The following is a 26858-nucleotide window of genomic DNA, read 5'->3' on the forward strand; positions in this document are numbered from 1 at the left end:
CAGCCCTTCCCCGTAACAGCCGTCAGCGAACGATGGTCAGCCGCTCTGCTGCCCGCGTGATCGCGGTATAGAGCCAGCGTTCCCGCGTATCGCGAAACGCCCAGCTTTCGTCGAAGAGCACGACATTGTTCCACTGCGAGCCCTGCGCCTTGTGCACCGTCAGCGCATAGCCGTAGTCGAACTCGTCGTAGCGCTTGCGCGTCGTCCAGGGAATCTCGCCCTCGACATCCTCGAAGGCAGCCTTCAACAGCTTGATCTTGGCAGCCCCCCGGTCCATGTCGTCGTCTTCCGGCCGGATCATCAGGTTGATGCCCGGCTTCACCGTCTCCTTCGAAGAGCTCATCACCTGCCAAAGCGAGCCGTTGAGCAGGCCCTTGGCCGGGTCGTTCCTGAGGCAGACGAGTTTGTCGCCGGATTGCGGGTAGTCGCTGGTAAAGCCCTTGAGTTCGCGCAGACGCTGGTTGTAGCGCCGCCGGGTCTTGTTGGTGCCGACCAGCACCTGGTCGGCTTCGAGCACCAGTTCCTGGTTGACCTGGCCGCGACCGATCACATGCGTGGTGCCGTAGTCGCCATGCATGATCTCCTTGCCTTCGCGCACCTGCATGGCGAGCTGGATGATCGGATTGTCGCGCGCCTGGCGGTGAATGTCCGTCAGCAGGTAGTCCGGCTCCTGATTGGTGAAGTAGCCGCCGCCCGATACCGGCGGCAACTGGCCGGGGTCGCCGAGCACCAGGATCGGCGTGCCGAAGCTCATCAGGTCCTTGCCGAGCGCCTCGTCCACCATCGAGCATTCGTCGACGATGATCAGCGCCGCCTTGGCAACCGGGCTCTGGCGGTTGATCGAAAACATCGGCGCTATCGAGGTCTTGCCGGTCTCCTCGTCGGAAACTTCCTCTTCGCCGCGCGGACGATAGATCAGCGAATGAATGGTCTTGGCGTTGCTTGCGCCCTTGGAGCGCAGCACCTGCGCGGCCTTGCCGGTGAAGGCGGCAAACAGCACCTCGCCGTCGACATGTTCGGCGAAATAGCGCGCAAGCGTCGTCTTGCCGGTGCCGGCATAGCCGAACAGCCGGAACAGCGGCGAGCGGCCCTCTTTCAGCCACTGCGAAACGGCCTTGAGGGCCTCATCCTGTTGCGGTGCAAATTGCATGAGGCTGAGTGTCAGGATTCGGGCGGCACAAGCAAGCCCGGATTTGTGGGCGACCCGGACCACCTGGCGGCGGCTTTGAGGATGTCTCCCGTTCCCGTGGGAGTTTTCCTCGTGAAATCAATGGTTTTCGACGTGATTGCAGTTATCGCCTCGCTCACGCCGAAGATCCTTTGTTCACGTTTTTTTCTCATCACCGGGCTTCGTTACGCGGCCACGAGCCTCTGCGGCAGGGGCGGCGGCGTCATCACCCGCACTTGCGGCCGACGATCGCTGTGGCACTTTCTTGCCTTGCCCCTTGAATGCACCGCCGCATTGTTGCTAACGAGCAAGGCGTGATGGCGCCGCGATCCGCCGCTATAGCGTGGCGCTGCCGTGATCACCATTGCTCGAAGCCCGTTGAGGCCGGCCACCGATGGCCGCTCCCGCCTTTCGGGGCCACGCCGGAGAATGCCTGTGACGACCGACAAGCCCAAAGCCGCGTCCTCTCCGGAAAAGGTCGGCATCGGACGGCTGGCGCCGTGGCTGCAGTGGTGCCTGCTCTCGGTCGTGTCCCTCGTCTTTGCCACCTGCTTCGAGTTCATCGGCATTCCCGCCGGCCTCTTGATGGGGCCGATGCTCGCAGCCGTTCTCGTCGGCCTGAACGGCGGCACGATCCGCCTGCCGCGCCAGCTCTTCTTCTGCGTGCAGTTCATCCTGGCGATGATGATCGCCGGCGCCGTTACCCCGGGCATGCTCGTCACCTTCTCCGGCAACTGGCCGCTGTTCCTCGCCGTCGTCCTGTCGGTCATTGCCGTCAGCACTCTGTGCGGCTGGGTGATCACCCGCATGCGCATCCTGCCGGGCACGACCGCGATCTGGGGCTCTTCTGCCGGTGCTGCCTCGACCATGCTGTTGATGGCGGATGCCTATGGCGCCGATGCCCGCCTCGTCGCCTTCATGCAATATCTGCGCGTCGTCTTCGTCGCCAGCACCGCGACCGTGGTGGCGCATATGTGGGTCACCAGCACCGAGGCCGAACAGACCACCCATTGGTTCGCGCCGGTCGCGGGCCTGCCTTTCCTCGAAACCATCGCCGTCGGGCTGGGGGCAGCACTAGCCGGCCGGTTCCTGCGTGTGCCCGCCGGTGCCTTCCTGCTGCCCTTCCTCATCGGCGCGGCGCTCAATGTCAGCGGCGTGATGACAACCGTGCTGCCGCAATGGCTGCTGGGGCTCTGTTATGCCCTGCTCGGCTGGAACATCGGCCTCGGCTTCACCCGGCAGATCCTCGTCCACGCACGCCGCGCTCTGGTGCCGACGGTCATCTCGATCATCGTGCTGATCTCTTTTTCCGGCCTGCTCGCCGTCCTCCTGATCAAGGTCGTAGGCATCGATCCGCTCACCGCCTATCTCGCCACCAGCCCCGGCGGATTGGACTCGATCGCGGTCATTGCCGCTTCCAGCAACGTCGATCTGTCCTTCGTCATGGCGCTGCAGACCGCCCGCCTGCTGATCATCACCATGATCGGCCCGGCGCTCGCCCGCTTCGTCGCCGATCGCGCCTGAGGCGCGCCGATTGGCGCTTGCACGCCTATCCTGGGGTTGAAACACGGGCGGCACCGCCGCCGATCGTGGTTTTCCGGCAGCATTCCCCTCCTCTCGCCTTTTCACCAGTTCTCCGGGAATAAATCCGCCACGCACCGTGTCTTACGGCTGGATCTGCACCATGCGGCTCTCACGGAAGCGGAACGAGGAGGCATTCGGCCGTTTCCGGATAGGAAAATCATCTTGAGGAAGGACAATTGCCATGAGAACGTTTCCACTGACGATCGCCATGCTGCTTGCCGCCACTGTCACGGCCTTTGCCGCGCCGCCGGTCAAGGAAGTTGAATCGGCCAAAGGCAAGGTGCTGGCCGACGAAAACGGCATGACGCTCTATACCTACAAGGACGACCATGGTGGCAAGTCCAGTTGCTACGACGCCTGCGCCAAGAACTGGCCGCCGTTCCTGGCGGAAGCCAGCGCCAAGGCGGACGGCGCCTATACGCTCGTCGAGCGCAAGGACGGCAAGAAGCAATGGGCCAAGGATGGAATGCCGCTCTATTTCTTCGTCAAGGACAAGAAGATGGGTGACATTGCCGGCGACGGCATGAAGAAGGGCGAGTGGAATGTCGCCAAGCCGTAGTGGCGGAAATGCGGATGCGGGGGCCGACGGCCCCGCATCCGACCGGTTCGAGGAGGATGTGCTGGCCCTGGTGCCGGCGCTGAGGCGCTATGCGCGCAGCCTCGTGCGCTCGGACCCGGATGGCGAGGACCTGCTGCAGGACTGCGTGGAGAAGGTGCTGGCGCGCCGCGCACAGTGGCGCGGCGTCAACCTGCGCGCCTGGGCCTTCACCATCATGACCAATCTCGGGCGCAACCGGCACCGCTACCTTGCCATGCACCCGCAGGTCGCACTGGATGAAGATCTGGGGCTGGAGGCGGAGAACCGCGAAAGCGATCCGCTCGAACGCTCCAGGCTCGAACGGGCGCTGAACGGCCTTTCCTCGGATAACCGTTCGGTGCTGATGCTCGTGGTGATCGAAGGATACCGCTACCAGGACGTGGCCGAGATGATGGCCATTCCGATCGGCACCGTGATGTCGCGGCTGTCACGCGCCCGACGCCAGCTTGCCGAAGCCATGAAGGACGACAATGTGATCAGCATGCGGAGACCGAAATGACGGAAGATCTCAACACTGTCTCCGAAGACGACCTGCACGCCTATGTCGACGGGTTCGCGACCCCACAGGAACGCGAACGGATCGAGCAATGGCTGGAGCGCAACCCCGCCCGCGCCGAAGAAGTCCGGCAATGGCAGGCGCAGGCGGTAGACCTTCGTTCGCTCTTCGGCGGTTACGCGCGTAGCGACGCACGCGATCGCGCCTTGCTTTCAAGCAGCAGCAACGACCCTTCGCAGGCGCTCCCGAGCAAGGGCACCCGATCCGTCACCGGCCGTCTGCGCGCCATCGCCGCCGGCCTCGCCCTCTTTGCCGCCGGCGGGCTTACCGGCCTCTACGCGCCGTCCCTGCTTTCAGCAGATGGCGCCGACCGATCGATCGAGACCGCCGACAGCCTGCCGCGACAGGCGCAATCGGCCTTCCTGGTCTATGCCAGCGAAGTACGCCACGCCGTCGAAGTCGGCGCCGACGATCAGAGCCATCTTGCCACCTGGCTCGGAAAACGCCTCGACCATCCGCTGACGATCCCCGACCTCTCCTCGCTCGGCTTCTCGCTGGTCGGCGGCCGGCTGCTGCCGGTCAACGGCAAGGCGGGCGCGATGTTCATGTATGAGGATGGCACCGGGCGCAGGCTGACCGTTCTTCTCGGCCGCAACGACGACAACCGCGAAACCAGCTTCCGCATCGACAGCTCCGAAGGCGTCGAAACCTTCTACTGGATCGACGGCCCGATCGGCTACGCCGTCACCGGCGAGGTGCCGCGCAATCTGCTGCAGCAGGTGGCTGACGAATGCTACCGTCAGTTCGACAAGAACGAGGCGACAGGAAGCTGAGACGGCGGCGTGCCGCCTCAGGCGCGTTCCGGCCCGCTCAGAAAAAGCCGAGCAGCTTGTAGCGGGTCTTGCGACGCGCGTCGTTCCAGAACATGCGGATCAGCAGGAACTTCGTCCACGGCGACATCGGCGGCAGCTTGTCCTTCAGCCGGTAGCAGCCGACCGTATACTCCCAGCGCTGCGAGAACTTTTCCCGGAAGGTCTTTGCACCATAGCGCTGTTGTGATCCCGATCCCTCGATGAAGTGAAATTCGGGCCCCTCCACATAGGCGACGAGATCGCGCACCACGAACTCCGTGACGATGTAGGAGGCGCCGGTCCAGGGATAGCTGAACTCCGCATAGCGCCGAAGCAGGATCTCCAGGCTGCCTTGCGAGCGGTAGATGCCGTACACCCATTCGGACGGATAACTCAGATTGCGCGGGATGGTGCCGTCGCGCACGCGCTGGGCAAAATTGAAGACATCGCGGTTGGGGCTGGCAAGGCGCCCTTTGCCGTCTTTGAACCGCCTGACGTCCGAAACTCCGAGCAGCTTGGTCTTGTCCGCGTCCAGGGCGGCAACGAGGCGCGACAGATAGTCGAGCGTCGAAAAGTCGTCGCAAGCCCTGAGGCAGAAGTATTCGCCGAGTTCGGTGCCGAGGTGGAAGCACTTGAGAAAGTTGTCGTCGGCCTTGAGATGGACCTCGTTCTCCAGCACCTCGAACCGAGGATCCTTCGCCGCGAAGGCCCTGGCGATTTCCAGCGAGCCATCGGTCGACTTGTTTTCGACGATGATGGCGCGGAAATCCCTGAAATCCTGGTCCGCAATGCACTGCAGGCATTTTTCCAGCGTCTTCGCACCATTGAAGACCGGAAACAGAACGACGAGTTTCGCCTTCTCCATTCTCACTCCAAACCATTTGCCGAGCAGCGCCTCAGGCGCGCTCAAGCCGCGTTATAAATCCGAGATTCAGCAATTGCTTCGATCCGGTGAAGCGCACCGAGACGTCCGACGTCAACTGCAGGCCGCCGGCGCTTGCGATGCTCTCCTTGATCGTCACATAGACGGCAGACGTATTGAAATACTGCCCGCCCGCCGCCGCCGCATCGACGACCTCAGCATAATCGGCAAAGAACTTGAAATGCAGCAGCACGCCCATGGCGGCCGGAAAATTCCTGTCATAGGGCAAGGGCTGATGGATGCTGGGGCCGAAGCAGCATTCGCCGTCCCAGAACATCAGCGGGTATTTGACCATCTCCAGGTCCGTGCCGAACTTGCGGTGGCGCGGCCCGCCCTTGACGCTGAACGCCCGCTTCATCGCGTGCATGGTGTAGCCGGTGGAGTCGAAGTGATCGGCGATCTCCCAGGGGGCCTGGTGCTTCAGCTTTTCCACGTCCGCCCGCTCGAGATCGACCGGATACATGTCGAGCATCGGCGCCAGCAGGCGGCGCGCGCCCATCCGCTCCAGCGTCGGAATGAGCCACCTGAGCCCGCGTTCCTCATAGCCGTCATAGACGAGATACTCGTCGGAATCGACATTGACGTACCACCGGCCGGTGCCATAGCGCTCGAACAGCGTTTCCCGCCATTCGCGTCCGCGCCTTGCCTCCTTGAACCGGACGGTGGACGACCAGGCGTCGACGTCCGGCTGCGACACCAGATATTCGCGCGTGCCGTCGGCCGAGACGTCATCGATGCAGATGAAGCGCGTCACCCCGAGCTTGCGGTAATGCGCCAGGAACGACGGCAACAGCTTGAGGTCGTTGTGGGTAATGAACATCAGCGGGATATCGTCGGCCGACAAGGTCGCCGGCCCCCGCGCGTTCAGGCAGGTCAATTCGTGCCGGCGCTTCTTTTTCCTCTCGCGCCGGGCCATCCTTTTCGTTTCCAGCCATGTGCTGAGGCGTTCGAGCGGCGTTCTTTTGAACATCTCCGCCGCCGCCTCCATGGAGGGAAAAGGATATTGCGTATCGCCCACGACGAGCTCCAGATCGTTAAGATTAGCAGCCTCTACGTGAAAAACGGTCTGCGATCAACTTGCCAGGTCCAGCGGATCGGCGCCTTTGAAATCAGGCCCTCTCGGGATCGTTGGCAAGCACGATCGGCTGCCCATGCGGCGTGGCCTCCGCCGCGCGCTGCCAGCTCTCGGTCAGGTGCTCGAGCTCGCGGCCGGAGGCGATCGAGAGCTCGGTGACGAGGCGCGAGAGGGCCGCCACCCAGCAATCGTAATAGTCGCTGGCATCGGCCTTGCGGCCGGGCTTGTAGAGCTCGGCCGAGAGCGCCTCGGCCCATTCCGGCCAGGAAAAGACGCCCTTTTCGTGCAGACGCACGGTCATGGCAAATGCGGCCGCCTGCCAGGGCTCGGCAAAGACAGGGTCGCCCTCCGGCGATTTCGGCAGCTCGGCCGAGGCGACGAGCGGTGACGTCACCTTACACGTGTTCAAGGTAGCTCTCCCAGGCATCGATCGAGACCGTCAGCGTCGGGTCGGCGCCCTCGCCCCAGATCTCGGACCCGTCGAAAACGACGGTATAGACCCATTGCGGATTCTCGCCGCGGCCATGGGCGTTGTCGTCGGGGAAGACGAAGGAGCCCTGCACCGCCTCGACCCGGCCAAGCTTGGCTCGGATGTAGCGCGGCAGGCGGGTATGGGTTTCCGGATTGAAGTTCTTCGTGCGCACTCGGTCGCCGACGGCAAAGCGTGGGAGCTCCTCCACCGGCCGATCACAGGGGCCGCCCTTGGCGAGGACGCCCGCCACCATGTCGGCCTTCAGCACCCGCTTGGGCGCCGCGCCCTGCTCCAGCCTGTGGCCGCCATCGAGTTCGGCCTGGCTCACGAAGCCGTGGCGCTTCAACAGCGTTTCCAGCGCGCGGGTCCAGATCTCGTAATAGCTCGCCGAAAGATACGTCGCCGGCGGCAGGTTTTCGCGCGCATGCCGGCTTTCGTCGATCGTCCAGGCGCCGAAGGCACCACAGGAGAGCGTGACGCCGAGCGCCCGCTTTTCCCATTCGGCATGGAAATAGGGCTCATTCTTTTCCGGCGCCACCGGGCCGAGGCCATGCGCACCGCCGAGATCGTGGGGACCGTTCATCGAAGCGCCTCCGCGGAAAGCGCCAGGCCCGTGCCGATCATCGCGTCACGCGTCACCAGCGCGGCAAGTTCTTCCTCGCTGAACCCGCCCGTATCGGCCGGCCGTTCCGGCACGACGAGATAGCGCAGCTCCGCTGTCGAATCCCAGACGCGGATGCGCGTCGCTTCCGGCAAGGTCACGCCGAATTCCTGGAGCACCCCGCGCGGATCGATGACGGCGCGCGAGCGATAGGGCGGCGCCTTGTACCAGACCGGCGGCAGCCCGAGCACGGACCAGGGATAGCAGGAACAGAGCGTGCAGACGACGAGGTTGTGGGTATCAGCGGTGTTGAACACGGCGCGCATGTGCTCGCCCTGGCGGCCGGTGAAGCCGAGGCTGGCAATCGCCTCCGTCGCATCGCTCTTCAGCCGTTCGGCGAAATCCGGATCCGCCCAGGCCTTCGCCACGACGCGTGCCCCGTTGCGTGGCCCCACCTTCGTCTCATAGGTCTCGACAATCGCATCGATCGCCGCCGGGTCGATCAACCCCTTCTCCGTCAGCACCGTTTCCAGCGCCTTCACCCGCGCTTCCATGTCGGTGAAATGGTTGTCGTGGTGATGATGGTCGTGATCGTGGTGGTCGTGGCCGTAATCGTGTTCGGACATTGCCTGGCTCCTCACAACGCCGTGCCATCACAGGCACAAAGATGGCGCTGCCTCCTCCTAAAGTCGTAGCGCATAAACCCCGGATTCGAAATCGATTTCAACGCCTGCGGGTACCCGCAATTGTCACCGTAACAAGTCTGGTCCGCATTTCGGAATCTGGCGTGGCCGCCCGCCCACTAAACTTTGACGACACGTGGTGCTGTCGCACGCAACCGCCTCCTCTATTCTAGCACGATGAAGGTTCTGATTCTCGGCGCCACCGGCTTCATCGGCTCGGCCCTCCTCGATCGACTGGCAAGCGACGGACACAAGGTGACCGGGCTTGGCCGCAATGTGACCCGCGCCCGGCTGAAGCGGCCGGAGGCGCAATGGCTTGCCGCCAATCTTGCGCACATGCGCGACGCCGGCGACTGGCGGCCGCTCATCGAGAGCCATGACGTCATCGTCAATTGCGCCGGTGCGCTGCAGGATGGTCTTGCCGATGATGTTGCCGCAACGCAAGAGACGGCGATGCTGGCGCTCTATGCGGCAGCGAAGGCGTCTCCCGTCCGCATCGTCCAGATCTCCGCACCGCGTGGCAGCGCCGGCAGCGACAGCGCCTTCCTCGCCACCAAGTTTCGCGCCGACGAGGCGCTGGCGGCAAGCGGCATACCACATGTCATCCTGCGGCCGACGCTGGTGCTTGGCCGCAACGCCCATGGCGGCACCGCCCTTCTGCGCGCGCTCGCGGCTCTGCCCTTCGTCACACCGCTCGTCCATGCGGAGGCCCGTGTCGAGACCGTTGCCCTGAGCGATGTGGCCGAGGCCGTCAGCGCCGCCGTCGCCGGCCTGATACCTGAAGGCAGCGATTTCGTGCTCGGCCATGGGGAACCGCCGATGCTCGCCGAACTCGTCTCACTGCACCGGCAATGGCTCGGCCTTCCGGCGGCAAGGACCATTTCCCTGCCGCCGGCTCTTGCGGCCCCTGTCGGCCTCCTCGCCGATATTGCCGGAAGGCTCGGCTGGCGTTCTCCGTTGCGCTCGACCGCGCTCTCGGTCATGGCCGGCGGCGTCTCGGCCAAGGACGGCGCTCGCGCCAAGGTCCCACTTCTTTCGGCGCGCCAGAGCCTCTCCGCCAATCCATCGGGCGTGCAAGACCTCTGGTTTGCCCGCCTCTACCTCCTGAAACCGGCGATGATCGTCGGGCTCTCGCTCTTCTGGCTGCTCTCGGGCCTCATCCCGCTGTTCGATCTCGACGCAGCCCGCCAACATTTCCTGCGGTTTCTTGGCGATGGCCCGGCAACCACGCTGACGCTTGCAACCTGCATTGCCGATATCGCGCTCGGCATCGCCGTGCTCGTCCGCCCGTGGGCAAGACGCGCGCTTGTCGGCATGATTGGCTTGACGGTGACCTATCTCGCCTCTGCCACCCTCGTCGAACCCGAGCTCTGGGCTGATCCGCTCGGACCGCTCGTCAAGGTGCTGCCGTCGCTCCTTCTCACGCTGGCGACGCTGGCTGTTCTGGATGAACGCTGATGCCGCTCGAAGATCTGCTGCGCCTTGCCCATGTGATCGGTGCCGCCGTGCTCCTCGGAACCGGCGCCGGTATCGCCTTCTTCATGGTGATGGCCAGGCGCACGCGCGATGCCCGACTGATCGCCCATGTCGCCGGCACTGTGGTGATTGCCGACACGGTCTTCACCGCGACCGCCGTGGTGATCCAGCCGATCACCGGTTATCTGCTGGCGCAAAGCATCCGCTGGTCGTTGACCGAGGGATGGATCACGCTGTCGCTGATCCTCTATGTGGTGACCGGTCTCTTCTGGCTGCCGGTGGTGTGGATCCAGCTGCGGTTGCGCGATCTCGCTCGGCTTGCAACGGCAAACGGTGCGCCGCTGCCACCGGAGTTCGACCGGCTCTATGCCATCTGGTTTGCCTGCGGCTTCCCGGCCTTCTTTGCCGTCACCGGCATCTTCTGGCTGATGCTGGTGAAGCCGCAGTTCGCACTATTTTAGCATCGGCCAGAGGCTGACGACGAGCAGCACCGCCATGGTCATGTTGAACCATTTCAGCCGCGACGGCTCCGACAGCCATTGGCGCAGCGCCGAGCCGAAGCCCGCCCAGGTGGAAACGCTCGGCACGTTGACGAGCGCGAAGACGAGGCCGACGACGAGCACGCTCATGAGATAGCTGTCACTGCTTGTATAGGTGGCCATCGCCGAAACCGCCATGACCCAGGCCTTGGGATTGACCCACTGGAAGGCTGCGGCAGCAAGGAACGTCATCGGATTGGCGCCTGCCTTGCCCTCGCTCAGAGAACGCGAGGTGCCGATCTTCCAGGCGATCCAGACGAGATAGGCGCCGCCGGCGAACTTCAACGCCGTGTAGAGCAACGGCACGGAGTGAAGCAGCGCGCCGAGGCCGAACCCGACGGCGATGAGCAACAGGAAGAACCCGGCACCGATGCCCAGCATGTGCGGAACGGTGCGCACGAAGCCGAAATTCACACCCGATGCGAACAGCATCATGTTGTTCGGCCCCGGCGTGATCGAGGTGGTGAATGCGAACAAAAACAGCGCCAGCAGCGTATCGGCCTGCATGGTTTCCTCCGGCTCAATTGGGTCAACATAATTGACCTATTTGCCGGCATCAGCCGCGAACTTGTCATGGTGACAAGTTTCCCCACGGCGAAGATTTGCAAAATAACCATTATAATACAGCAATTTGGCTATCAACGTCCGTGCGACCATGGACGTAGGGCATCTAGGATACCCGCCTGCGCCCAGCGCCCCCACACCCCGCTATGCCGTACCCAGCCCCGATGGGCCGGCGGGATCTTGCTGGGGGCCGTCAAGGTCTCTACACGCCTCTTGGGCTCCGGCTTACCGGTAGATGGTCGGAGCAAGGAAGCGACAGTCGGGTCGATCGAGCGGCTTGCCGAGAGGCCTGGTTGATGGGGTGGCAATGAGATGGCAAACGCCCCAAGCCCCTTGTTGTACAGCCGTAGCCGCGTGTGTACTCTCGCTGTCATAGATGTGGGTAGGAGGCCACGATGAGGAGGACGATTATTGCCGCTCTCGCCACCTTCGTGTTTGCGGCCCCAGCCATGGCGCGATCAGAGGAGAGGCAGTCTATGACAACGCCATCCTTCACCGAATGTCAGAAGGTGCAGCAGGAGGTCATGCGGCTCGTCACAGGTGGAAGGGACTGGAAGCTGGTGCCGTGGGAGGGTGGCGCAGTCGCTCTATTTCTCCAAATCGACGGCACAATCGCCATCACATGCAGCAGCGACGGCACAGCCGAAATCTACGCGACGGGCGTCGCTACCAATGCGTTTCCGGGATTTGTTCGCGCCTTTGAACTCCTAAAGTAACAGTGTCCTTGGTCTTGGTGCGCACCGTTTTCAGCGTCCGTACGCTCCTGTGACCGGTCGCCACCTCGCCTGTGCAAGAACGGTGGTCGACCTCAGCCCCACTTCATCTCGCCCTTGGCGACCTTGGCTCCGAGTTCGAGCGTCGAGACGCCTGCGAGATCCGGATAGCGCTTGGTCATCTCCGCAATCAGCTCGGCGCTATCCTTGGTGGCGGCCGCCGCTTCGTTGAAGGCTGCGAGATAGTCGCGGGTGAAGCGGACGGCCTCGACGCCTTCCGGCCCGCCCGCACTCTTGTGTGCCGGCACGACGACCGCGGGTTTGCGCGCCGCCATGGCATCGAGCGCCTCGATCCACTTCTGCCGCCCTTCCACCGTCGACTCGTCGGCCACCCAGACATGCGATCCGGAATAGACGAGCACGCCGCCGAAGATGGCGTTCAGTTCCGGCACGAAGAGATAGCGCCGGTCCTTCATCCCCTCAATCGTGACGATCTCGATCGTGCTGCCTTCGAGCGTTAACGCGGCGCGGTCGTCCGGCGTCGGCATCACCACATCGGCGAGCGTCTGCGGGCCGTTGTCCTTCAGCTGCGGCCCCCAGGTTTCAAGCTTGCCCTGAACATTGGCCTTGATCGCCTCGACGGTAGCCGAAGCGGCGATGACCTTGGCATCCGGAAAGGCTTCGACGATCGGCTTGAGGCTGAAATAGAAATCCGGATCGTTGCAGCTGACATAGATGGTCGTCAGCCGTTTGCCGGTTGCCTTGATCGCCTCGGCGACGGCACGGCCGTCGGAAAGCGTGAAGCCGCCATCGATCAGGATCGCTTCGCTCTTGCCGGTCAGGAGGACAGGGGTGCGGTTGAAGCCGGCATCATCCGCCTGGAAATAGCGCCATTCGAGTTTCGAGGCAGCCCTGGCAAGGCTGCTGCCAATGGGCTGGATGAGCATGGCGGCGCCGGCCGCCGCCACCGTCGTGAGCGCGCTCCGCCGGGTCAACTGGATCTGCATGGGGTCTCCTTGGGCTTTTGTCGTGCCCGGGAGGATGCCGACAGGAGCGCTCTTGAAAAAGCCCGACACTCCGAACAAACTGTCCGATAAATTCAGACAATCACGAAATTTTCGGATGACTGTAAATCTAAATAGGCTCTCCCACTTCGTTGCCGTGGTCGAGTGCGGCTCCTTCACCGCGGCTGCTGAACGGCTGGGCCTTGCCAAGGCCGCCGTCAGCCATCAGGTCGCCCAGCTCGAAAAGGAGCTGGGCACCACCCTGCTCGTGCGCACCACCCGGCGGCTGAGCCCGACCGCAACCGGCCAGCGCTTCTACGAGCGCTGTGTGCTGATCCTGCGCGATGCGGACGAAGCCGTCGGCGCGGTCTCCGCCGAAACCGAGATCCCGAGCGGCACGCTGACGTTGACGGCGCCGCTCGACTATGGCGCCAAGGTCGTGACCAACGCCGTCGCCGCCTATCTCGCGGCCTATCCCGCCATGCGGGTGGAGCTGAGCTTCAACGACACGGTGCTCGATATGATCGAAAAGCGCCTCGATCTCGCCATCCGCGCCGGCTGGCTCACCGACTCCAGCGAGCGGGCAAGGCGCATAGGCACATTTCAGCAGCACCTCGTCGCATCGCCCGCCTACGTAGCAAGGCTTGGTGTCATAACCTGCCCTGAGCAACTCACCGACGCAGACTGGATCGCCAACGGCGCGCTGAAAGCGCCGCTCGACTGGACCTTCACCGACACAGCCGGCGAAGCGGCGATGGTCGTCGGCCGAGCGCTGGTGACCGCCGACAGCACCGATTCCGCCCATTGCTGCACTGTGGCCGGTATCGGCCTTGCCGTGCTGCCGGACTATCAGGTGCGAACCGACATCGCCGAAGGCCGCCTGGTGCGCTTGCTCGCCGACTGGTCGCTGCCCTCGGGCGGCATCCATGTCGTCTATCCGCCCTCCCATTTCCGTCCGGCGCGCGTGCGCGCTTTTGTCGAAATCCTGCAGCGCATGGAGAAGGAGCGCGGGCGGCTCGCTGCCTGACGGGCCATGGCTCGAAAGACCGACAGGATGCACTAGATTGCCCGCTACCCGCATATTTCCTGAAAGCGTTTACGCTTTAAGGATAGCAACAGGGCACACGTCAAAGTGCTACAGCGTCTGAGGCGTATCTTGAAAGGCGCGCCCGCTGTGGGCAATTTTGGCCGCGAGGAGAACAGCATGCACGATCCGATCCCGACGACGACACTTCGCGACGGCCGCGCGATCCCGGTTCTCGGCCAAGGCACCTGGCGTATGGGCGACAGCGCAGCGCGCAGGGCCGATGAGGTGAAGAGCCTGCAACTCGGCCTCGATCTTGGCCTGACGCTGATCGACACGGCCGAGATGTATGGCAACGGCGCCTCGGAGCGCGTGGTCGGCGAAGCGGTGCGCGGGCGCCGCGACGAGGCCTTCATCGTCAGCAAGGTGCTGCCGTCGAACGCCAGCCGCATTGGCACCGAGGCCGCCTGCGAGCGCAGCCTGAAGCATCTCGGCGTCGACCACATCGATCTCTACCTTCTGCACTGGCGTGGCGGCTACCCGCTGGCGGAAACGGTTGCCGCCTTCGAGGCGCTGAAGAAGGCCGGCAAGATCGGCGCCTGGGGTGTCTCCAATTTCGACGTCGACGACATGGAGGACTTGCTCGGCGTGCCGGACGGAAAGAACGTTGCCGTCAACCAGGTGCTCTACAACCTCTCGCGCCGCGGCATCGAGTTCGATCTGCTCTCCTGGTGCCAGAGCCAAGGCATCGCCATCATGGCCTATTCGCCGCTCGACGAAGGCCGGCTGCTGCGCAACCCCGATCTCATCCACATCGCCAAGGCGCATCAGGCGACGCCGTCGCAGATCGCCCTTGCCTTCCTCAAGACCCGCCCCGGCGTGATCTCGATCCCCAAGACCGGTTCGGCCGACCGCCTCCGCGAAAACCGCGACGCGATGGACATCCATCTGACGGCGGAAGACCTCGCCAACCTCGACCGCGCCTTTCCGCCGCCGAAGCGCAAGCGGTCGTTGGAGATGATCTGAGGGCTCTCGCTTCGCGCCAAACTGCCCCATCATCCGGCCCTGCCTCCGGGGAGCAGGAAATCCGTGTAACAGATGCCACCAGCTGCGCCCCGCAAACCGGCGGACGATTTGCGCCGTGGTGTGAACCGCGCCGAATTCCTGTATGCTTTTCGCAGCGCGTCACGTCGTATGCGATCCGGGAAATGAGGCCGAAATGTCCACTCACGTGCTGCTAATAGTGCATGCGGATGTTCCGAATGAGGTGGACCGAGCGCCCTTCGACGAGTGGTATGATCGCCATATGCCAGAGGCATTGCGCGCATTTGGTGCACGTCGGGCGTGGCGCACCTGGAGCCGGACCGATCCCTCGAAGCACACTGCCTTCTATGAGTTCTCGAACATGGAGTCGGCGAACGCTGCCATTCAATCGCCGGGCAACGAATTTGATGCCAAATGGGGCGGGCGGGCAACACGCACGCGCGACATCGTCGAGGTTGTTCAGCAGCTACCGGATTAGGCTGAAACAGGTGATGGCCGCAAAGCCCGCACGACGCGCCTGGCCCTGCGAGGCCCATATTTCGGCGTTCCCGGGACGGCAGATTTCGATCACGCCTGCCGGCTCGCAATCTCCACGACCACCTTGCCCTTGGCGTGGCCGGCTTCCAGGTAGGCAAAGGCTTGCGCCACATCCCTGAGCGGAAACACCCTGTCGATGACGGGCCGGATCGTCCCGGCATCGATCAAATCGCCGAGCTCGGCAAGCTCGACACCATCAGGATGCATGAAGAGGTAGCGGTAGGAGACGCCATGTTTTCGCGCGACGGCGCGTATCCTGTAGGACGCAAGCCAGAAAAGCGTCCTTAGAAGCATGCCCCGATCCAGATCCTTTCGCGCGGTTTCCGGCTCGGGCATGCCGGCGATGGAAACTACCTTGCCGCCGCGTTTGACGACGCCGAAGGATTTTAGAAGTGTTTCGCCGCCCAGCAGGTCGAAAGCGCCGTCCATGTCGCGCAGTTGCTCCTCGAACCGCTCCTTGGTGTAGTCGATCACCACGTCTGCGCCGAGTTCCTCGACAAGCGCGCGGCCGCGGGGCGATGCCGTCGTCGTCACCTCCGCACCTAGCCATTTGGCCAGCTGGACGGCGAAGGTGCCGACACCGCCGGCGCCGCCGGGAATGAAGATCCGGCTCCCCGGGCGAACGCGGAGCTCGTCGCGTAGCGCCTGCAATGCGGTGAGGCCCGCAAGGGGCACGCCGGCTGCGGTGTTGAAGTCGATGGACGCGGGCATCTTTGCCAGGAATTTTTCGGGCACGACCGCATATTCGGCGAGAGCGCCCATGGCCCCCTTGGGCATACGCGCAAACACCCGGCCTCCCGGCGCAAACGACGTGACGCCCTCTCCCAGCGCCTCGACGACGCCCGCTAGCTCATTGCCCATGACAACAGGCAGTGGGTAGCGCTGGACGACCTTGAGCATGCCCTCCCGTGTCTTGTAATCGACAGGATTGAGCCCTGCGGCCTGCACCCGCACGAGCACGTCGCCGCGTGCCGCTCTCGGACGCGCCACCTCTCGCAACTCAGCAGCGTCGGAGCCGCCGTAGCGGGTCAGAACGAATGCCTGCATCGTCGTCGTGCTCATCCGGGCCACCTGATATCTCTCTGTCCGCGATTAGTCGGCGAGAAGTCCCGGCAGAGTCAACCGCGCGTGGCGGCGGGCAATTTCAGCGGCCGCTTCGCCTGCCCCTCATCCCCCCGTGGAAGGCCTGCCCCTCATCCGGCCTGCCGGCCAACTTCTCCCCACCTGCAGGGAGAAGGAAAGGTGCGGCGGACGCCCGGCACAAATGCACCGCCGAGATTGTAGAGACCGATGTGTTTGGAGGGTCTGGAAGGGAATTGCATGTTCGGCGCCAGTCCCCTCTCCCCGTCTGCGGGGAGAGGGTTAGGGTGAGGGGCAAGTCCGGCGCGAAGGTGTGAGGGGCGTTCCCCGAGAAAGAGAGGCGACCCCGCCTCAAACGACAAAGGCAGCCCCCGCGTGAAGCGAGGGGCTGCCCAAGTTTGAATTCTGATGCGCAGCGACCGGCGCCGGAGCCGCGAAAGCGGCCCCGTCTGCCCGAAATCACATGCCCTGCGGGCCGCGGTTCATCGCCGCGATGCCGGTACGGCAGACCTCGATGAGGCCGAGCGGCTTCATGATGGCGATGAACTGCTCGATCTTCGACGGCTTGCCGGTGATCTCGAAGACGAAGTGATCGATGTTGGCGTCGATGACCGAGGCGCGGAATGCGTCGGCAAGGCGAAGCGCCTCGACGCGGTGGTCACCCGAGCCGTGCACCTTGACGAGCGCGAGTTCGCGCTCGATCGGCCGGTCGTGGCCAAGGCCCGCGGCGCGCACGGTCAGGTCGACGACGCGGTGGACCGGAACCAGCCGTTCCAGCTGGTTCTTGATCTGGTCGAGCACGTGCGGCGTGCCGCGCGTGACGATGGTGATGCGCGACAGGTGCGCCTCGTGTTCCGTTTCCGAAACCGTGAGGCTCTCGATGTTGTAGCCGCGGCCGGAGAACAGGCCGATGACGCGGGCAAGGACGCCCGGCTCGTTATCGACGAGGACCGAGAGCGTGTGGGTTTCGGCGACCTCGGTCTCCTTGGCGATGAAGTAGGCGGAGCCGGTCGGTTGAAGGTGTGCGTTCATTTCGGTTGGTTCCTCTACCTATCTCAGACCAGCTGGCGGCCCTTGGCGTCGATCGCGTTGGCGACCGCTTCGTCCGTGGCTTCGTCGGGCAGCAGCATCTCGTTGTGGGCCTTGCCCGAGGGGATCATCGGGAAGCAGTTGGCGAGGTTGGCGACGCGGCAATCGAAGATAACCGGCGCCGGTGTGTCGATCATCTTGCGGATCGCTGCATCGAGCTCGCTCGGCTTGTCGCAACGGATGCCGACGCCGCCATAGGCTTCCGCCAGCTTGACGAAGTCAGGCATCGCTTCGGTGTAGGAATGCGACAGGCGGTTGCCGTGAAGCAGCTGCTGCCATTGCCGCACCATGCCCATGTACTGGTTGTTGAGGATGAAGATCTTGACCGGCAGGCCGTACTGGACCGCGCAGGACATTTCCTGGATGCACATCTGGATCGAGGCGTCGCCGGCGATGTCGACGACGAGGCTGTTGGGATGCGCGACCTGCACGCCGATGGCCGCCGGGAAGCCGTAACCCATGGTGCCGAGGCCGCCCGAGGTCATCCAGCGGTTCGGTTGCTCGAAGCCGAAGAACTGCGCTGCCCACATCTGATGCTGGCCGACTTCCGTGGTGATGTAGGTGTCGCGGTCCTTGCTCAGCTCATAGAGCCGCTGGATCGCATATTGCGGCATGATGACGTCGTCGTTCGGCGCATAGGCGAGCGAATTGCGGGCGCGCCACTTGGTGATCATCTCCCACCAGTCCGAAAGCCGCGCCTTGTCGGCCGACTTGGAGGCCGCGCGCCACAAACGAACCATGTCTTCGAGAACGGTGCCGACATCGCCGAGGATCGGCACGTCGACGCGGACGTTCTTGTTGATCGACGACGGATCGATGTCGATGTGGATCTTCTTGGAGTTCGGCGAGAACGCGTTGAGGCGGCCGGTGATGCGGTCGTCGAAGCGGGCGCCAATGCAGATCATGACGTCGCAGTCATGCATCGCCATGTTGGCCTCGTAGGTGCCGTGCATGCCGAGCATGCCGAGCCAGGCCTTGCCGGAAGCCGGATAGGCGCCGAGGCCCATCAGCGTCGAGGTGATCGGGAAGCCGGTCAGTTCGACCAGTTCGCGCAGCAGATGCGAGGCTTCCGGTCCGGAATTGATGACGCCGCCGCCGGAATAGATGATCGGCTGGCGCGCGGTGCGCATCAACTCGACCGCTTCTTCGATCTTCTTCAGATCGCCTTGCTTCTTCGGCTGGTAGCTCTTCTGGGTCGGGACGGCCGATGGCGGCGTGTAGGTGCCGGTCGCAAACTGCACGTCCTTCGGGATATCGACGACAACCGGGCCTGGGCGGCCGGACTGGGCGACGCGGAAGGCCTCATGGATGATGCGGGCGAGATCGTTGACGTCCTTGACCAGCCAGTTGTGCTTGGTGCACGGCCGGGTGATGCCGACGGTGTCGCATTCCTGGAAGGCGTCGGAGCCGATCAGCGAGGTCGGAACCTGGCCGGAGATGCAGACGAGCGGGATGGAATCCATCAACGCGTCCTGCAGCGGGGTCACCGCATTGGTGGCGCCGGGACCGGAGGTAACCAGCATGACGCCGACCTTGCCGGTGGAGCGGGCATAACCTTCGGCCATGTGGCCGGCGCCCTGCTCGTGGCGAACGAGGATGTGCTGGATATCGTCCTGCTGGTGGATTTCGTCATAGATCGGAAGCACGGCGCCGCCGGGATAGCCGAAGATATGCTCGACGCCGTTGTCTCTCAGAGCCTGGAGAACGATCTCCGCGCCTGTCATCTGGTTTTCTGTACCGCTCATTGACTTGCTTCCGTCCCTTTTCCCAGTTGGGTGCTTAGCTTGTTTGAAGGCATAAAAAAAGGCCCCGTCAGGAGCCTCGTTCAGCGCATGGGTGGCTACCGCCGGATGGTTACACCATCCTGCCCATGCGCCGTCCCACCACAAGAATAACCGCAAAATTTTTCATGGGGCGAGTTGATAACCACAAATGCGGAAGGCGTCAACGGCTTTTAGTTACACGACCGGGCTTCGCCGCGGAACATTGTTGCGCAGCCGAAGCGCTCGCCTCCCCGGGGCCGGCCCGAGAAAGCCGCACGTCTGCGGACGGGCGAAGACCATCGAAGCGCCGGCTTGACGGCGATGCGGCTTGGCGCTACCTCCCATTCCGGGCTTCAGATCCCCGCCGCTCGCAGGCTTCCAGTCTCGGTGAAATCTGACTTCTGACGATATCCTCTCGCCCCGATCGCATTTCGTGTGGCAGGCAATGCGAGCCCCTCCTCCTTCTTGAAATGCGAAGAACAGGAGTGCGGGATGTCCAAGGACACCTCCAGCCAGAATATCTTTCTGACCGCGCCGCTCGGCGCGATCTTCTTGAAAACAGCACTGCCGATCATCTTCGTCATGAGCATGAACGGGCTGTTGACGGTCGTCGATGCCATCGTGCTCGGGATCTATGTCGGCACTGAAGCCGTCGGCGCCGTGACCACGGTGTTTCCGATCTTCATTCTCACGGTGGCGCTGGCGACCCTCGTCGTCAGCGGCATGGCGAGCCTGCTTGCCCGTCATCTTGGCGCCGGCCGCATTGCCGAAGCCCGCAGCGTCTTTGCCGGCGCCCATATGCTGGCGCTGACGATCGCCACAGCGCTGATCGCGCTGTTCGTGGTCTTCGGCGAACGACTGGTGCTGACGCTCACCAATGGTCCGGGTCCGCTCGCCGGCATGGCCGAGCGCTATATCGCGATCATCATCTTCTGCGCGCCCGTCCAGTTCCTTCTGGCGGTGCAATCGGATGCGCTTCGATGCGAGGGACGCGCCGGGCTGATGGCCGGCCTCAGTGTGCTGGTCTCGGTCGCGAACCTCGTCCTCAACTATGTGCTGATCGCGCTGCTGGACCTGGGTGTTGCGGGGTCCGCCACCGCCACCGTGCTGGCGCAGGTCCTGGCCCTTGGCCTCATCGCCCTCTTCCGCCTGTTCGGACGCACGGAACTGCGGCTCTCCGCCCTACTCCGGTACAGTCCACTGACGGGATGGAGCCGCATGATTGCGCTGGGCAGCCCGCAAAGCCTCGGTTTCATCGGCATGGCCCTGGTTTCGGTGACGATCATGGCGGCGCTGCAGAAGACTGCGGCCGAAAACTACGACACCACGGTCGCCGCCTACGGCATCGTCACCCGCATCATGACCTTCGCCCTTTTGCCGCTCTTGGGCTTGAGCCAGGCGATGCAGGCGATCGTCGGCAACAATGTCGGCGCCGGCCTTGCGGATCGGGCCGAAAGGATGCTGCGGCTCGGGCTACTTGTGGCGCTGGCCTACTGCCTCACCGTCGAAGTGCTGCTCGTCGGCTTTGCCCGGCCGATCGGCGCGACCTTCGTCGACAGTGATGCGGTCATCGCAGACGTCGCGCGCATCATGCCCGTGATGGTCGCGATGTATGTCTTGTCCGGACCGCTGATCATGCTCGGCAGCTACTTCCAGGCGATCGGTGATGCCGGCCGGGCGGCGGTCCTGGGGCTTGCCAAGCCCTATCTCTTCACCATGCCACTGGTCGCCTTCTACGCGTCGACTTTCGGCGAACCCGGCATCTGGTTTGCCACGCCGACGGCGGAAGCGCTGCTGCTCGCGGTCGCGATGCTGGTGTTGTGGCAGGCGGCGCGGCGGCGCGGCGCTGCGGGCCGGGTGTCCTGACGAAAATACGATCGACCCCGGATGGGGTCGATCGGCTCCGCAACCGGACGCTTCATGCTCCGAAGCGGAGCGCTCTAGGCCGAAGCGGCGAGCGCCGGGTAGTCGACGTAGCCTTTCGCCGTGCCGCCGAAATAGGTCATGCGATCGGCCTCGTTCATCGGCGCGTCGGCCTTCAGTCGGTGAACGAAATCCGGATTGGCCAGCACCATCTGACCGTAGGCTTCCAGATCGGCGAGCCCCGAAGGGAGATCGGAACCGATCTCGTCGCGCACGCGCCCGGGGCGGTTCAGGATCAAGGGCCGCGACCAGAGCTTGCGGATCGAAGCGAGCAGCGGTTCGTCGCCCGCGTGCATGATGTGCAGATAGGCAAGGCCGAGCTTGTCGAGTTCGGCAACCAGATAGCGGTAGAGATCCGGGCCGTCCGCACCTTCGTCGATGCCCCACATCTTGAGGCCCGGAGAGAGGCGGATGGCCGTGCGGTCCGCGCCGATCTCCTCGGCGATGGCCGTGGCGACCTCAATGGCAAAGCGCGCGCGGTTCTCGATCGAGCCCCCATACTCGTCGGTCCGGGTGTTGGCGCTCGGCGCCAGGAACTGGTGGACCAGATAGGCGTTGGCGCCATGGATCTCGACGCCGTCGGCGCCGGCCTCGATCGCGCGGCGGGCCGCATGGCGGAAGTCGGCGATGGTCTGGCGCACCTCTTCAGAGGTCAGCGCCCGCGGCGTCGGAATGTCCTGCATGCCCGTCGCGGTGAACATCGTGCTGCCGGGCGCGATCGCCGACGGCCCAACGCCCTGGCGATGGTGCGGCGTGTTGTCGGGGTGCGACATGCGTCCTGCATGCATGAGCTGGATGAAGATACGACCGCCCCGCGCGTGTACGGCGGAGGTGATCGTCTCCCAGCCGGCGACATGCGCATCGGTGTAGATGCCGGGCGTGGTGAGATAGCCCTGCCCGTCATCCGAAGGCTGCGTGCCTTCGGTCACGATCAGGCCGACGCTGGCGCGCTGGGCATAGTATTCGGCGGCGAGCGCGCCGGGCGTACCATCGTAGTCGGCGCGGCTGCGGGTCATGGGCGCCATGGCCAGCCGGTTGGCAAGCGTGTGGCGGCCGATACGAACGGAGGTGAACAGCAGGCTCATCGGGGTCTCCTTCGAGAGTTCCAAGTGTTGATACCCTTGTCCACTATTCCGCATTCGGGATAAATACGGGCAATTTGGAATTACAGTTCCATTAATGGAGCAATCGGATGAGCCATCTGAACGACATGGCGCTGTTCGTCGAAGTGGCGAAAGCCAGAAGCTTTCGCAAAGCCGCCGACATCGTCGGCATGCCCAACTCTACCCTGTCGCGACGAATCAGCGAATTGGAGAAGGCGATCGGGCTGAGGCTGCTTCACCGCACGACGCGAAAGATCGAGCTGACCGAAGCGGGCCAGCTCTACTTCGAGCGCAGCAAGCGCATCGTCGATGAAGCGCGCCTGGCGCACGAGCAGCTGGGCGCCATGCTGGAGCAGCCGAGCGGCCTGCTGCGCGTGTCGATGCCGGTCGATTTCGCCACCATCTACATGACACCGCTGATCGCCGAATTCGCCCGGCGCTATCCCGGCATCACCTTCGATTTCGACCTGACGCCGCGGCGCGTCGATCTGGTGACGGAGCCCTTCGACGTGGTGATCCGCGCGGGAGAGCTGCAGGATTCACGCCTGATTGCGCGACTTGTCGGCCGTCACGCACGCTATCTCTACGCCTCCCCTGTCTATCTGGCAGCCCACGGCGAGCCGCAGGAGCCGGCGGACCTCGGCCGTCACGACTGCATCTCCATGCCGAGGGCAACCGACTGGACGCTCCATGATGGCCACAACAACAGGATCGACGTTTCGGTCACCGGCCGCTTCACGGTCAACAATGTCGGCATGATGCGCGCGCTCGCCGTCAACGGCCAGGGCATCGCGCTCCTGGCCGAACGCATCGCCGGCGACGACTTTACTGAAGGTCGGCTGAAACGCGTGCTGCCCGGCTGGGAGGGCACCTCCATCGCCATTCACGCCATCACCGAGACGCGTCTGCTGCCGGCCAAGACCCAACGCTTCATCGAGTTTCTGCAGCAGGAGATGGCCCGCGCCTAGCCGCGATGGCGTCGTCTTCCTGCCCCCATGAGAACACGCTAAAATATAAGCGATTGGGGAGAACGGGATGGCGAACGAGCACGTCGAGCGGCGACTTGCGGTCATCATGGCCACCGACATCGTCGGCTATTCCCGCATGGCCGAGGCCGACGAACTGCGCACGATCGGCACGATGAAGCGGCTGCAGAACGCGATCCTCGCCCCGGAAATTGCCGCCCGCGGCGGCCGGATCGTCAAGCTCATGGGCGACGGTTCTCTGGTTGTCTTCAACTCCGCCGTCGATGCGGTGGACTGCGCCATCTCGCTTCAGGGGGCGCTCGCCTGCGACCAGAAGGAGCAACCGGCCGATGACCGCATCCTCGTCAGGATCGGCATCAACCTTGCCGACGTCGTCATCGAGGGGGACGATCTGCTCGGCGATGGCGTCAATGTCGCCGCCCGTCTTCAGGCGTCGGCATCGCCCGGCGGCATCTGCATCGCCGATGTCGTCCACCGGCAACTGAGCGCCAAGAGCCGATCAGCCTTCCTCGACGGCGGCGAGATCGCGCTGAAGAACATCTCGCGCCCGGCCCACGTCTGGCACTGGACGGACGCACCGACGATGGGGCCGGCAGCCTCGCAAGCCTGCGCGCGCACCTCGATCGCGGTGCTGCCGTTCGAAAACCTCGGCGGCGCGCCGGATCAGACCTTTTTCAGCGACGGGATCAGCGAGGATATCATCGGCGGCCTTGCCCGCTTCCGCTCGCTTTCCGTCACGTCAGCCAGTTCGTCCTTCAGCTTCCGCGACAAGAATACGGACAGGAGAGAAACCGGCCGCAGGCTCGGCGCCACCTACCTGGTCGAGGGCAGCGTGCGGCGCGTCGGCGAGCGGATCCGCATCACCGCGCAACTGGTGGAAGCCGCAACCGGCGCGCACCTCTGGTCGGACCATTACGACCGGAGCCTCACGGATATTTTCGCAGTCCAGGATGAGGTGACGCAGACGATCGTGTCGACCCTCGTCGGCCAGATCGAAAGCGCCGACCTGCGCCAGGTGCTGCGCAAACCGCCGACGAGCCTTGCGGCCTATGAATTCTACCTGCGCGGGCTTGCCCATATTCGCGGCTACGAGCCGGACGACAACCGGCAGGCCCGGGCCATGTTTCAGGCGGCGATCGAACGCGACCCGCATTTTGCCCTGGCCCACGCCTATCTGGCGCTCGCCACCATCGCCGAGCAGGGCTACGGCAACGCGCCGGCGGATGTTCTCGACGCGGCGATGGCGATGGCCCGCAAGGCCGTGTCGCTCGATGAGGCCGAAGGCGGCTGCCAGCGGCTGCTGGCACTCATTCACGTCAATCGCCGCGAATTCGAGTTGGCGGAGCGGCACTATCGCCGCGCCTATCTGCTGAACCCCAACGACGCCAATACACTGGTGCAGATGGGTGGCCTCTTTGCCCGGCGCGGCAAGCTCGACGAGGCGATGGAGTGGATCAATGAGGGCTTCCGGCTGAACCCGTTTCCGCCGCCCTGGTACAGCGCCGCCCTCGGCAACGCCCTCTATATTCTCGGCCATTACGATGAGGCCGCGGCAGCACTCAAGGAACTGCCCAATCCCGGCGCGTTCACGCTCGCCCGTCTCGTCGCCTGCCATACGCAGGCCGGCAACAGCGTCGCCGCCGAGGAGACGAAGGCTCGACTTCTGCAAGCGCGTCCGGACTTCTCGACGGAAGATTTCATCCGGCACGGCCTGTTGCTCGAACGGGACGAACACCGTGACCTGTTCCGCCAGGGCCTGTTGAAGGCGGGGCTGCCGAAATGAAGCGGGCGCTCGGCCCGATTCACGCCGTCATTCCCCGAGGACGCCCAAGTCCGAAGCGGCTTGGAAGAGCCTAACTACAGTTGAGATCAATACTCGCGGAACCACAAAGATTTTAGTGGCCGAGCCTGTCGCGTGCACCTTGCATTAACAACTCGCATGCAAATTAGCATTGCTGCATGAAGCAGCTTCAAACCAAGGGCAATGATATGCTTGACCTTCCTGTGCTGATGCCGCTCGTGATCAGCTTTGCCGCGATCTATCTGTTCTTTCGCTGGGTCGTGTTCGACATGAACTCCCCCAAATAACGGTCGCCCCGCGCGCTTACAGCGTCGCCCCTCGCTTACAGCGTAGATCCGGCCATCCCACCTAAAGTTCCCTGGATATTGCCAAGCAGCCGGGAGGCGTGCCTCACGGCTGTACCGGCGGCAGCAGGAACAGGGTCATGCCGAAGATCACATAGACCGTGAGCGCGAGCACGCCCATGTACCAGGCCGAACGCCCGCCGTTGGAAAGCAGCGTCGCAGCCATCGTCGCGATCAGCATCATCACGACAGCACCCGGCCAGAATTGCAGGTCCATCGGCTGCGGGCCAATGACATAGCTCAGCAGAACCAGCAACGGCGCCACGAACAGGGAGATCTGCGCAGCGCTGCCGAGCGCAACGCCAACGCTGAGGTCCAAGCGATCCTTGCGCGCGGCCGAAAAGGCCGTCGCCATCTCGGCCGCGGCACCGGCCAGAGCCACCACGATGAAACCGACGAAGGCCGGTGTCATGCCCAGTTCCTGGGCGGCCACCTGCACCGATCCGACGAAGACCTCGCTGACCAGCGCCACCAGCACCGTAACTGCCAAAAGCACGACGATGCCCGTCGCCAGCGGCCAATGCACCTCTTCCTCGCCATGCCCGCCACCGGCCGAGGCGAAGAGCTCGCGGTGGGTCTTCAGCGAAAACAGCATCCAGAGCGCGTAAACGACGATCAGCACGACGGAGAGGCCGGCGCTGAGCTGTTGGGTGAAGGCCGTCTGCGGCTGGCTGTCGGCGCTGCCGATCAGCGATGGCACCAGCACGGCGACCGTCGCCAGAAACAGGAGGCTCGCCTGGAAGCGTGCATTCACCCGGTTGAATTCCTGCAGGTGATGGCGCAGGCCGCCGAAGAGGAATGAGCCGCCGAGCATGAACAGCGTGTTGGTGACGATCGCGCCGGCGATCGATGCCTTGACCAGCAGATATTGGCCGGCCTGGAGCGCCATCAGCGCGATGACGAGTTCCGTCAGGTTGCCGAGCGTCGCGTTGAGAAGTGCGCCGATCGTGTCGCCGGTCCGCGCCGCAACCGCCTCCGTCGCCTGGCTGAGCAGGGCCGCGAGCGGCACGATGGCGGCGACCGAGAGCAGGAAGAGCAACGTGTGCGCCCCCGGCCAGATATGCTCTCCGGCGATGACGACGGGTACGAAGACGAGCAGCCAGAGAATGGGTGTCCGGCGAACATAATCAAATGCACTGCCCAAGGCCGCCTCCCCAGCTCCAACCGGCAAGCATCCGTGATCGGTCGCGCCCGGCCGGATTCGGTTGGCTATGCCCCATGATTATGCCGCTTCGGGCAAAGGCGCATTGACTTTTGTCAAGTCAACGCAGCCGACGTGCAAATCTGGCGCAAGGCACGGACCGCGTGTCCCAGCCCTCGCCTATTCGTCCACCAGCCGTGCCACGAGATCGCTAAGCAGACGCTCGAGGTCCTCGTCCTTGTCCCGGCTCAGCGCCTCGAACCCGACCACCTGGCGC

Annotated in this window: 28 protein-coding genes; 15 read left to right on the forward strand and 13 right to left on the reverse strand. The window is 64.0% G+C overall.

What is annotated here, in order from left to right; all coding sequences use genetic code 11:
* Positions 1–22: 22 nt before the first annotated feature.
* Positions 23–1150, reverse strand: a complete 1128-nt coding sequence (locus LAC81_RS11340; protein ID WP_223724867.1) for an ATP-dependent DNA helicase — start codon at positions 1148–1150, stop codon at positions 23–25.
* 111 nt (positions 1151–1261) lie between these two features.
* Between LAC81_RS11340 and LAC81_RS11345 the strand changes: the two genes are divergently transcribed.
* The 5 genes from LAC81_RS11345 to LAC81_RS11365 all read left to right on the forward strand — a co-directional run bounded on the left by LAC81_RS11345 (position 1262) and on the right by LAC81_RS11365 (position 4679).
* A complete protein-coding gene (locus LAC81_RS11345) occupies positions 1262–1486 on the forward strand; it encodes a hypothetical protein (protein WP_223724868.1) in 225 nt (74 codons plus the stop codon).
* Positions 1487–1603: 117 nt separating this feature from the next.
* Positions 1604–2692, forward strand: coding sequence for an AbrB family transcriptional regulator (locus LAC81_RS11350; protein ID WP_223724869.1), 1089 nt, complete (start codon positions 1604–1606; stop codon positions 2690–2692).
* A gap of 241 nt (positions 2693–2933) precedes the next feature.
* A complete protein-coding gene (locus tag LAC81_RS11355) occupies positions 2934–3311 on the forward strand; it encodes a hypothetical protein (protein ID WP_113536056.1) in 378 nt (125 codons plus the stop codon).
* Positions 3295–3849, forward strand: coding sequence for an RNA polymerase sigma factor (locus LAC81_RS11360; protein WP_223724870.1), 555 nt, complete (start codon positions 3295–3297; stop codon positions 3847–3849). The genes LAC81_RS11355 and LAC81_RS11360 overlap by 17 nt, the downstream gene beginning before the upstream one ends.
* On the forward strand, positions 3846–4679 hold the full coding sequence (locus tag LAC81_RS11365; protein ID WP_223724871.1) for an anti-sigma factor family protein: 834 nt from the start codon (positions 3846–3848) through the stop codon (positions 4677–4679). Before LAC81_RS11360 ends, LAC81_RS11365 begins: the two co-directional genes overlap by 4 nt.
* Before the next feature lie 37 nt (positions 4680–4716).
* On the opposite strand, the gene LAC81_RS11370 is transcribed toward LAC81_RS11365, so the two are convergent.
* The 5 genes from LAC81_RS11370 to nthA all read right to left on the reverse strand — a co-directional run bounded on the left by LAC81_RS11370 (position 4717) and on the right by nthA (position 8393).
* Positions 4717–5562 (reverse strand): glycosyltransferase family 2 protein, encoded by an 846-nt coding sequence (locus LAC81_RS11370; RefSeq protein ID WP_223724872.1) that lies wholly within the window; start codon positions 5560–5562, stop codon positions 4717–4719.
* Between the two features lie 31 nt (positions 5563–5593).
* Positions 5594–6535: a glycosyltransferase family 2 protein gene (locus LAC81_RS11375; protein ID WP_419195823.1), complete on the reverse strand. Its 942-nt coding sequence runs from the start codon at positions 6533–6535 to the stop codon at positions 5594–5596.
* A gap of 193 nt (positions 6536–6728) precedes the next feature.
* Entirely contained in the window at positions 6729–7103 is a 375-nt protein-coding gene (locus LAC81_RS11380; protein WP_223724873.1) for a nitrile hydratase accessory protein, read from the reverse strand.
* On the reverse strand, positions 7090–7749 hold the full coding sequence (gene nthB, locus LAC81_RS11385) for a nitrile hydratase subunit beta (protein ID WP_223724874.1): 660 nt from the start codon (positions 7747–7749) through the stop codon (positions 7090–7092). Before nthB ends, LAC81_RS11380 begins: the two co-directional genes overlap by 14 nt.
* Positions 7746–8393 carry a nitrile hydratase subunit alpha gene (nthA, locus tag LAC81_RS11390; protein WP_223724875.1) on the reverse strand — a complete coding sequence of 216 codons (648 nt, stop codon included), beginning with the start codon at positions 8391–8393 and terminating at the stop codon, positions 7746–7748. Before nthA ends, nthB begins: the two co-directional genes overlap by 4 nt.
* A 234-nt stretch (positions 8394–8627) precedes the next feature.
* Here nthA and LAC81_RS11395 point away from each other — a divergent pair, with 234 nt between their 5' ends.
* Both LAC81_RS11395 and LAC81_RS11400 read left to right on the forward strand, forming a co-directional pair.
* Positions 8628–9908, forward strand: a complete 1281-nt coding sequence (locus tag LAC81_RS11395) for an SDR family oxidoreductase (RefSeq protein WP_223724876.1) — start codon at positions 8628–8630, stop codon at positions 9906–9908.
* On the forward strand, positions 9908–10387 hold the full coding sequence (locus LAC81_RS11400; RefSeq protein WP_223724877.1) for a DUF2269 family protein: 480 nt from the start codon (positions 9908–9910) through the stop codon (positions 10385–10387). The genes LAC81_RS11395 and LAC81_RS11400 overlap by 1 nt, the downstream gene beginning before the upstream one ends.
* Here LAC81_RS11400 and LAC81_RS11405 read toward each other — a convergent pair.
* Positions 10379–10972 (reverse strand): LysE family translocator, encoded by a 594-nt coding sequence (locus tag LAC81_RS11405; protein ID WP_223724878.1) that lies wholly within the window; start codon positions 10970–10972, stop codon positions 10379–10381. The genes LAC81_RS11400 and LAC81_RS11405 overlap by 9 nt on opposite strands.
* 533 nt (positions 10973–11505) lie before the next feature.
* Between LAC81_RS11405 and LAC81_RS11410 the strand changes: the two genes are divergently transcribed.
* Entirely contained in the window at positions 11506–11745 is a 240-nt protein-coding gene (locus LAC81_RS11410; RefSeq protein WP_223724879.1) for a hypothetical protein, read from the forward strand.
* A gap of 92 nt (positions 11746–11837) precedes the next feature.
* Here the strand turns inward: LAC81_RS11410 and LAC81_RS11415 are convergent, their stop codons facing one another.
* Positions 11838–12749: an MBL fold metallo-hydrolase gene (locus LAC81_RS11415; RefSeq protein ID WP_223724880.1), complete on the reverse strand. Its 912-nt coding sequence runs from the start codon at positions 12747–12749 to the stop codon at positions 11838–11840.
* A 115-nt stretch (positions 12750–12864) separates the two neighbouring features.
* Here LAC81_RS11415 and LAC81_RS11420 point away from each other — a divergent pair, with 115 nt between their 5' ends.
* The 3 genes from LAC81_RS11420 to LAC81_RS11430 all read left to right on the forward strand — a co-directional run bounded on the left by LAC81_RS11420 (position 12865) and on the right by LAC81_RS11430 (position 15292).
* Complete coding sequence (locus LAC81_RS11420) at positions 12865–13773, forward strand: LysR family transcriptional regulator (RefSeq protein ID WP_223724881.1); 909 nt, start codon at positions 12865–12867, stop codon at positions 13771–13773.
* Between the two features lie 177 nt (positions 13774–13950).
* Positions 13951–14796, forward strand: coding sequence for an aldo/keto reductase (locus tag LAC81_RS11425; protein WP_223724882.1), 846 nt, complete (start codon positions 13951–13953; stop codon positions 14794–14796).
* A gap of 193 nt (positions 14797–14989) precedes the next feature.
* Positions 14990–15292 (forward strand): hypothetical protein, encoded by a 303-nt coding sequence (locus LAC81_RS11430; protein ID WP_113536068.1) that lies wholly within the window; start codon positions 14990–14992, stop codon positions 15290–15292.
* Positions 15293–15381: 89 nt separating this feature from the next.
* Here LAC81_RS11430 and LAC81_RS11435 read toward each other — a convergent pair whose 3' ends face one another.
* From LAC81_RS11435 to LAC81_RS11445, 3 genes are all read right to left on the reverse strand, one after another.
* Positions 15382–16413: an NADP-dependent oxidoreductase gene (locus tag LAC81_RS11435; protein ID WP_223724883.1), complete on the reverse strand. Its 1032-nt coding sequence runs from the start codon at positions 16411–16413 to the stop codon at positions 15382–15384.
* 477 nt (positions 16414–16890) lie between these two features.
* The gene (gene ilvN / locus LAC81_RS11440; protein WP_113536069.1) at positions 16891–17463 is read right to left on the reverse strand and encodes an acetolactate synthase small subunit; all 573 of its coding nucleotides are present in this window, start codon (positions 17461–17463) and stop codon (positions 16891–16893) included.
* Between the two features lie 23 nt (positions 17464–17486).
* Positions 17487–19265, reverse strand: a complete 1779-nt coding sequence (locus LAC81_RS11445; protein WP_223724884.1) for an acetolactate synthase 3 large subunit — start codon at positions 19263–19265, stop codon at positions 17487–17489.
* A gap of 510 nt (positions 19266–19775) precedes the next feature.
* Here LAC81_RS11445 and LAC81_RS11450 point away from each other — a divergent pair.
* Positions 19776–21149: an MATE family efflux transporter gene (locus tag LAC81_RS11450; RefSeq protein WP_223724885.1), complete on the forward strand. Its 1374-nt coding sequence runs from the start codon at positions 19776–19778 to the stop codon at positions 21147–21149.
* A gap of 74 nt (positions 21150–21223) precedes the next feature.
* Here the strand turns inward: LAC81_RS11450 and LAC81_RS11455 are convergent, their stop codons facing one another.
* Positions 21224–22291: an alkene reductase gene (locus LAC81_RS11455; protein ID WP_223724886.1), complete on the reverse strand. Its 1068-nt coding sequence runs from the start codon at positions 22289–22291 to the stop codon at positions 21224–21226.
* A 107-nt stretch (positions 22292–22398) separates the two neighbouring features.
* Between LAC81_RS11455 and LAC81_RS11460 the strand changes: the two genes are divergently transcribed.
* The 3 genes from LAC81_RS11460 (at position 22399) to LAC81_RS38340 (ending at position 25383) form a co-directional block, all read left to right on the forward strand.
* On the forward strand, positions 22399–23277 hold the full coding sequence (locus tag LAC81_RS11460) for a LysR family transcriptional regulator (RefSeq protein ID WP_223724887.1): 879 nt from the start codon (positions 22399–22401) through the stop codon (positions 23275–23277).
* A 67-nt stretch (positions 23278–23344) separates the two neighbouring features.
* A complete protein-coding gene (locus tag LAC81_RS11465; protein ID WP_223724888.1) occupies positions 23345–25078 on the forward strand; it encodes an adenylate/guanylate cyclase domain-containing protein in 1734 nt (577 codons plus the stop codon).
* A 176-nt stretch (positions 25079–25254) separates the two neighbouring features.
* Positions 25255–25383: a hypothetical protein gene (locus LAC81_RS38340; RefSeq protein ID WP_268906704.1), complete on the forward strand. Its 129-nt coding sequence runs from the start codon at positions 25255–25257 to the stop codon at positions 25381–25383.
* A gap of 103 nt (positions 25384–25486) precedes the next feature.
* On the opposite strand, the gene cax is transcribed toward LAC81_RS38340, so the two are convergent.
* A complete protein-coding gene (gene cax, locus LAC81_RS11470; protein WP_223724889.1) occupies positions 25487–26584 on the reverse strand; it encodes a calcium/proton exchanger in 1098 nt (365 codons plus the stop codon).
* Positions 26585–26858 lie beyond the last annotated feature (274 nt).

This window comes from Ensifer adhaerens (genome assembly GCF_020035535.1).
Classification (GTDB): Bacteria; Pseudomonadota; Alphaproteobacteria; order Rhizobiales; family Rhizobiaceae; genus Ensifer.

Excerpts from the sequence above, each read along its gene's own strand:
- LAC81_RS11340 (WP_223724867.1), bottom strand. The coding sequence starts at position 1,150 with ATGCAATTTGCACCGCAACAGGATGAGGCCCTCAAGGCCGTTTCGCAG.
- LAC81_RS11355 (WP_113536056.1), top strand. The coding sequence starts at position 2,934 with ATGAGAACGTTTCCACTGACGATCGCCATGCTGCTTGCCGCCACTGTC.
- LAC81_RS11360 (WP_223724870.1), top strand. The coding sequence starts at position 3,295 with ATGTCGCCAAGCCGTAGTGGCGGAAATGCGGATGCGGGGGCCGACGGC.
- LAC81_RS11365 (WP_223724871.1), top strand. The coding sequence starts at position 3,846 with ATGACGGAAGATCTCAACACTGTCTCCGAAGACGACCTGCACGCCTAT.
- LAC81_RS11370 (WP_223724872.1), bottom strand. The coding sequence starts at position 5,562 with ATGGAGAAGGCGAAACTCGTCGTTCTGTTTCCGGTCTTCAATGGTGCG.
- LAC81_RS11375 (WP_419195823.1), bottom strand. The coding sequence starts at position 6,535 with ATGGCCCGGCGCGAGAGGAAAAAGAAGCGCCGGCACGAATTGACCTGC.
- nthB (WP_223724874.1), bottom strand. The coding sequence starts at position 7,749 with ATGAACGGTCCCCACGATCTCGGCGGTGCGCATGGCCTCGGCCCGGTG.
- nthA (WP_223724875.1), bottom strand. The coding sequence starts at position 8,393 with ATGTCCGAACACGATTACGGCCACGACCACCACGATCACGACCATCAT.
- LAC81_RS11395 (WP_223724876.1), top strand. The coding sequence starts at position 8,628 with ATGAAGGTTCTGATTCTCGGCGCCACCGGCTTCATCGGCTCGGCCCTC.
- LAC81_RS11400 (WP_223724877.1), top strand. The coding sequence starts at position 9,908 with ATGCCGCTCGAAGATCTGCTGCGCCTTGCCCATGTGATCGGTGCCGCC.
- LAC81_RS11405 (WP_223724878.1), bottom strand. The coding sequence starts at position 10,972 with ATGCAGGCCGATACGCTGCTGGCGCTGTTTTTGTTCGCATTCACCACC.
- LAC81_RS11410 (WP_223724879.1), top strand. The coding sequence starts at position 11,506 with ATGACAACGCCATCCTTCACCGAATGTCAGAAGGTGCAGCAGGAGGTC.
- LAC81_RS11415 (WP_223724880.1), bottom strand. The coding sequence starts at position 12,749 with ATGCAGATCCAGTTGACCCGGCGGAGCGCGCTCACGACGGTGGCGGCG.
- LAC81_RS11420 (WP_223724881.1), top strand. The coding sequence starts at position 12,865 with ATGACTGTAAATCTAAATAGGCTCTCCCACTTCGTTGCCGTGGTCGAG.
- LAC81_RS11425 (WP_223724882.1), top strand. The coding sequence starts at position 13,951 with ATGCACGATCCGATCCCGACGACGACACTTCGCGACGGCCGCGCGATC.
- LAC81_RS11430 (WP_113536068.1), top strand. The coding sequence starts at position 14,990 with ATGTCCACTCACGTGCTGCTAATAGTGCATGCGGATGTTCCGAATGAG.
- LAC81_RS11435 (WP_223724883.1), bottom strand. The coding sequence starts at position 16,413 with ATGAGCACGACGACGATGCAGGCATTCGTTCTGACCCGCTACGGCGGC.
- ilvN (WP_113536069.1), bottom strand. The coding sequence starts at position 17,463 with ATGAACGCACACCTTCAACCGACCGGCTCCGCCTACTTCATCGCCAAG.
- LAC81_RS11445 (WP_223724884.1), bottom strand. The coding sequence starts at position 19,265 with ATGAGCGGTACAGAAAACCAGATGACAGGCGCGGAGATCGTTCTCCAG.
- LAC81_RS11450 (WP_223724885.1), top strand. The coding sequence starts at position 19,776 with ATGTCCAAGGACACCTCCAGCCAGAATATCTTTCTGACCGCGCCGCTC.
- LAC81_RS11455 (WP_223724886.1), bottom strand. The coding sequence starts at position 22,291 with ATGAGCCTGCTGTTCACCTCCGTTCGTATCGGCCGCCACACGCTTGCC.
- LAC81_RS11460 (WP_223724887.1), top strand. The coding sequence starts at position 22,399 with ATGAGCCATCTGAACGACATGGCGCTGTTCGTCGAAGTGGCGAAAGCC.
- LAC81_RS11465 (WP_223724888.1), top strand. The coding sequence starts at position 23,345 with ATGGCGAACGAGCACGTCGAGCGGCGACTTGCGGTCATCATGGCCACC.
- LAC81_RS38340 (WP_268906704.1), top strand. The coding sequence starts at position 25,255 with ATGAAGCAGCTTCAAACCAAGGGCAATGATATGCTTGACCTTCCTGTG.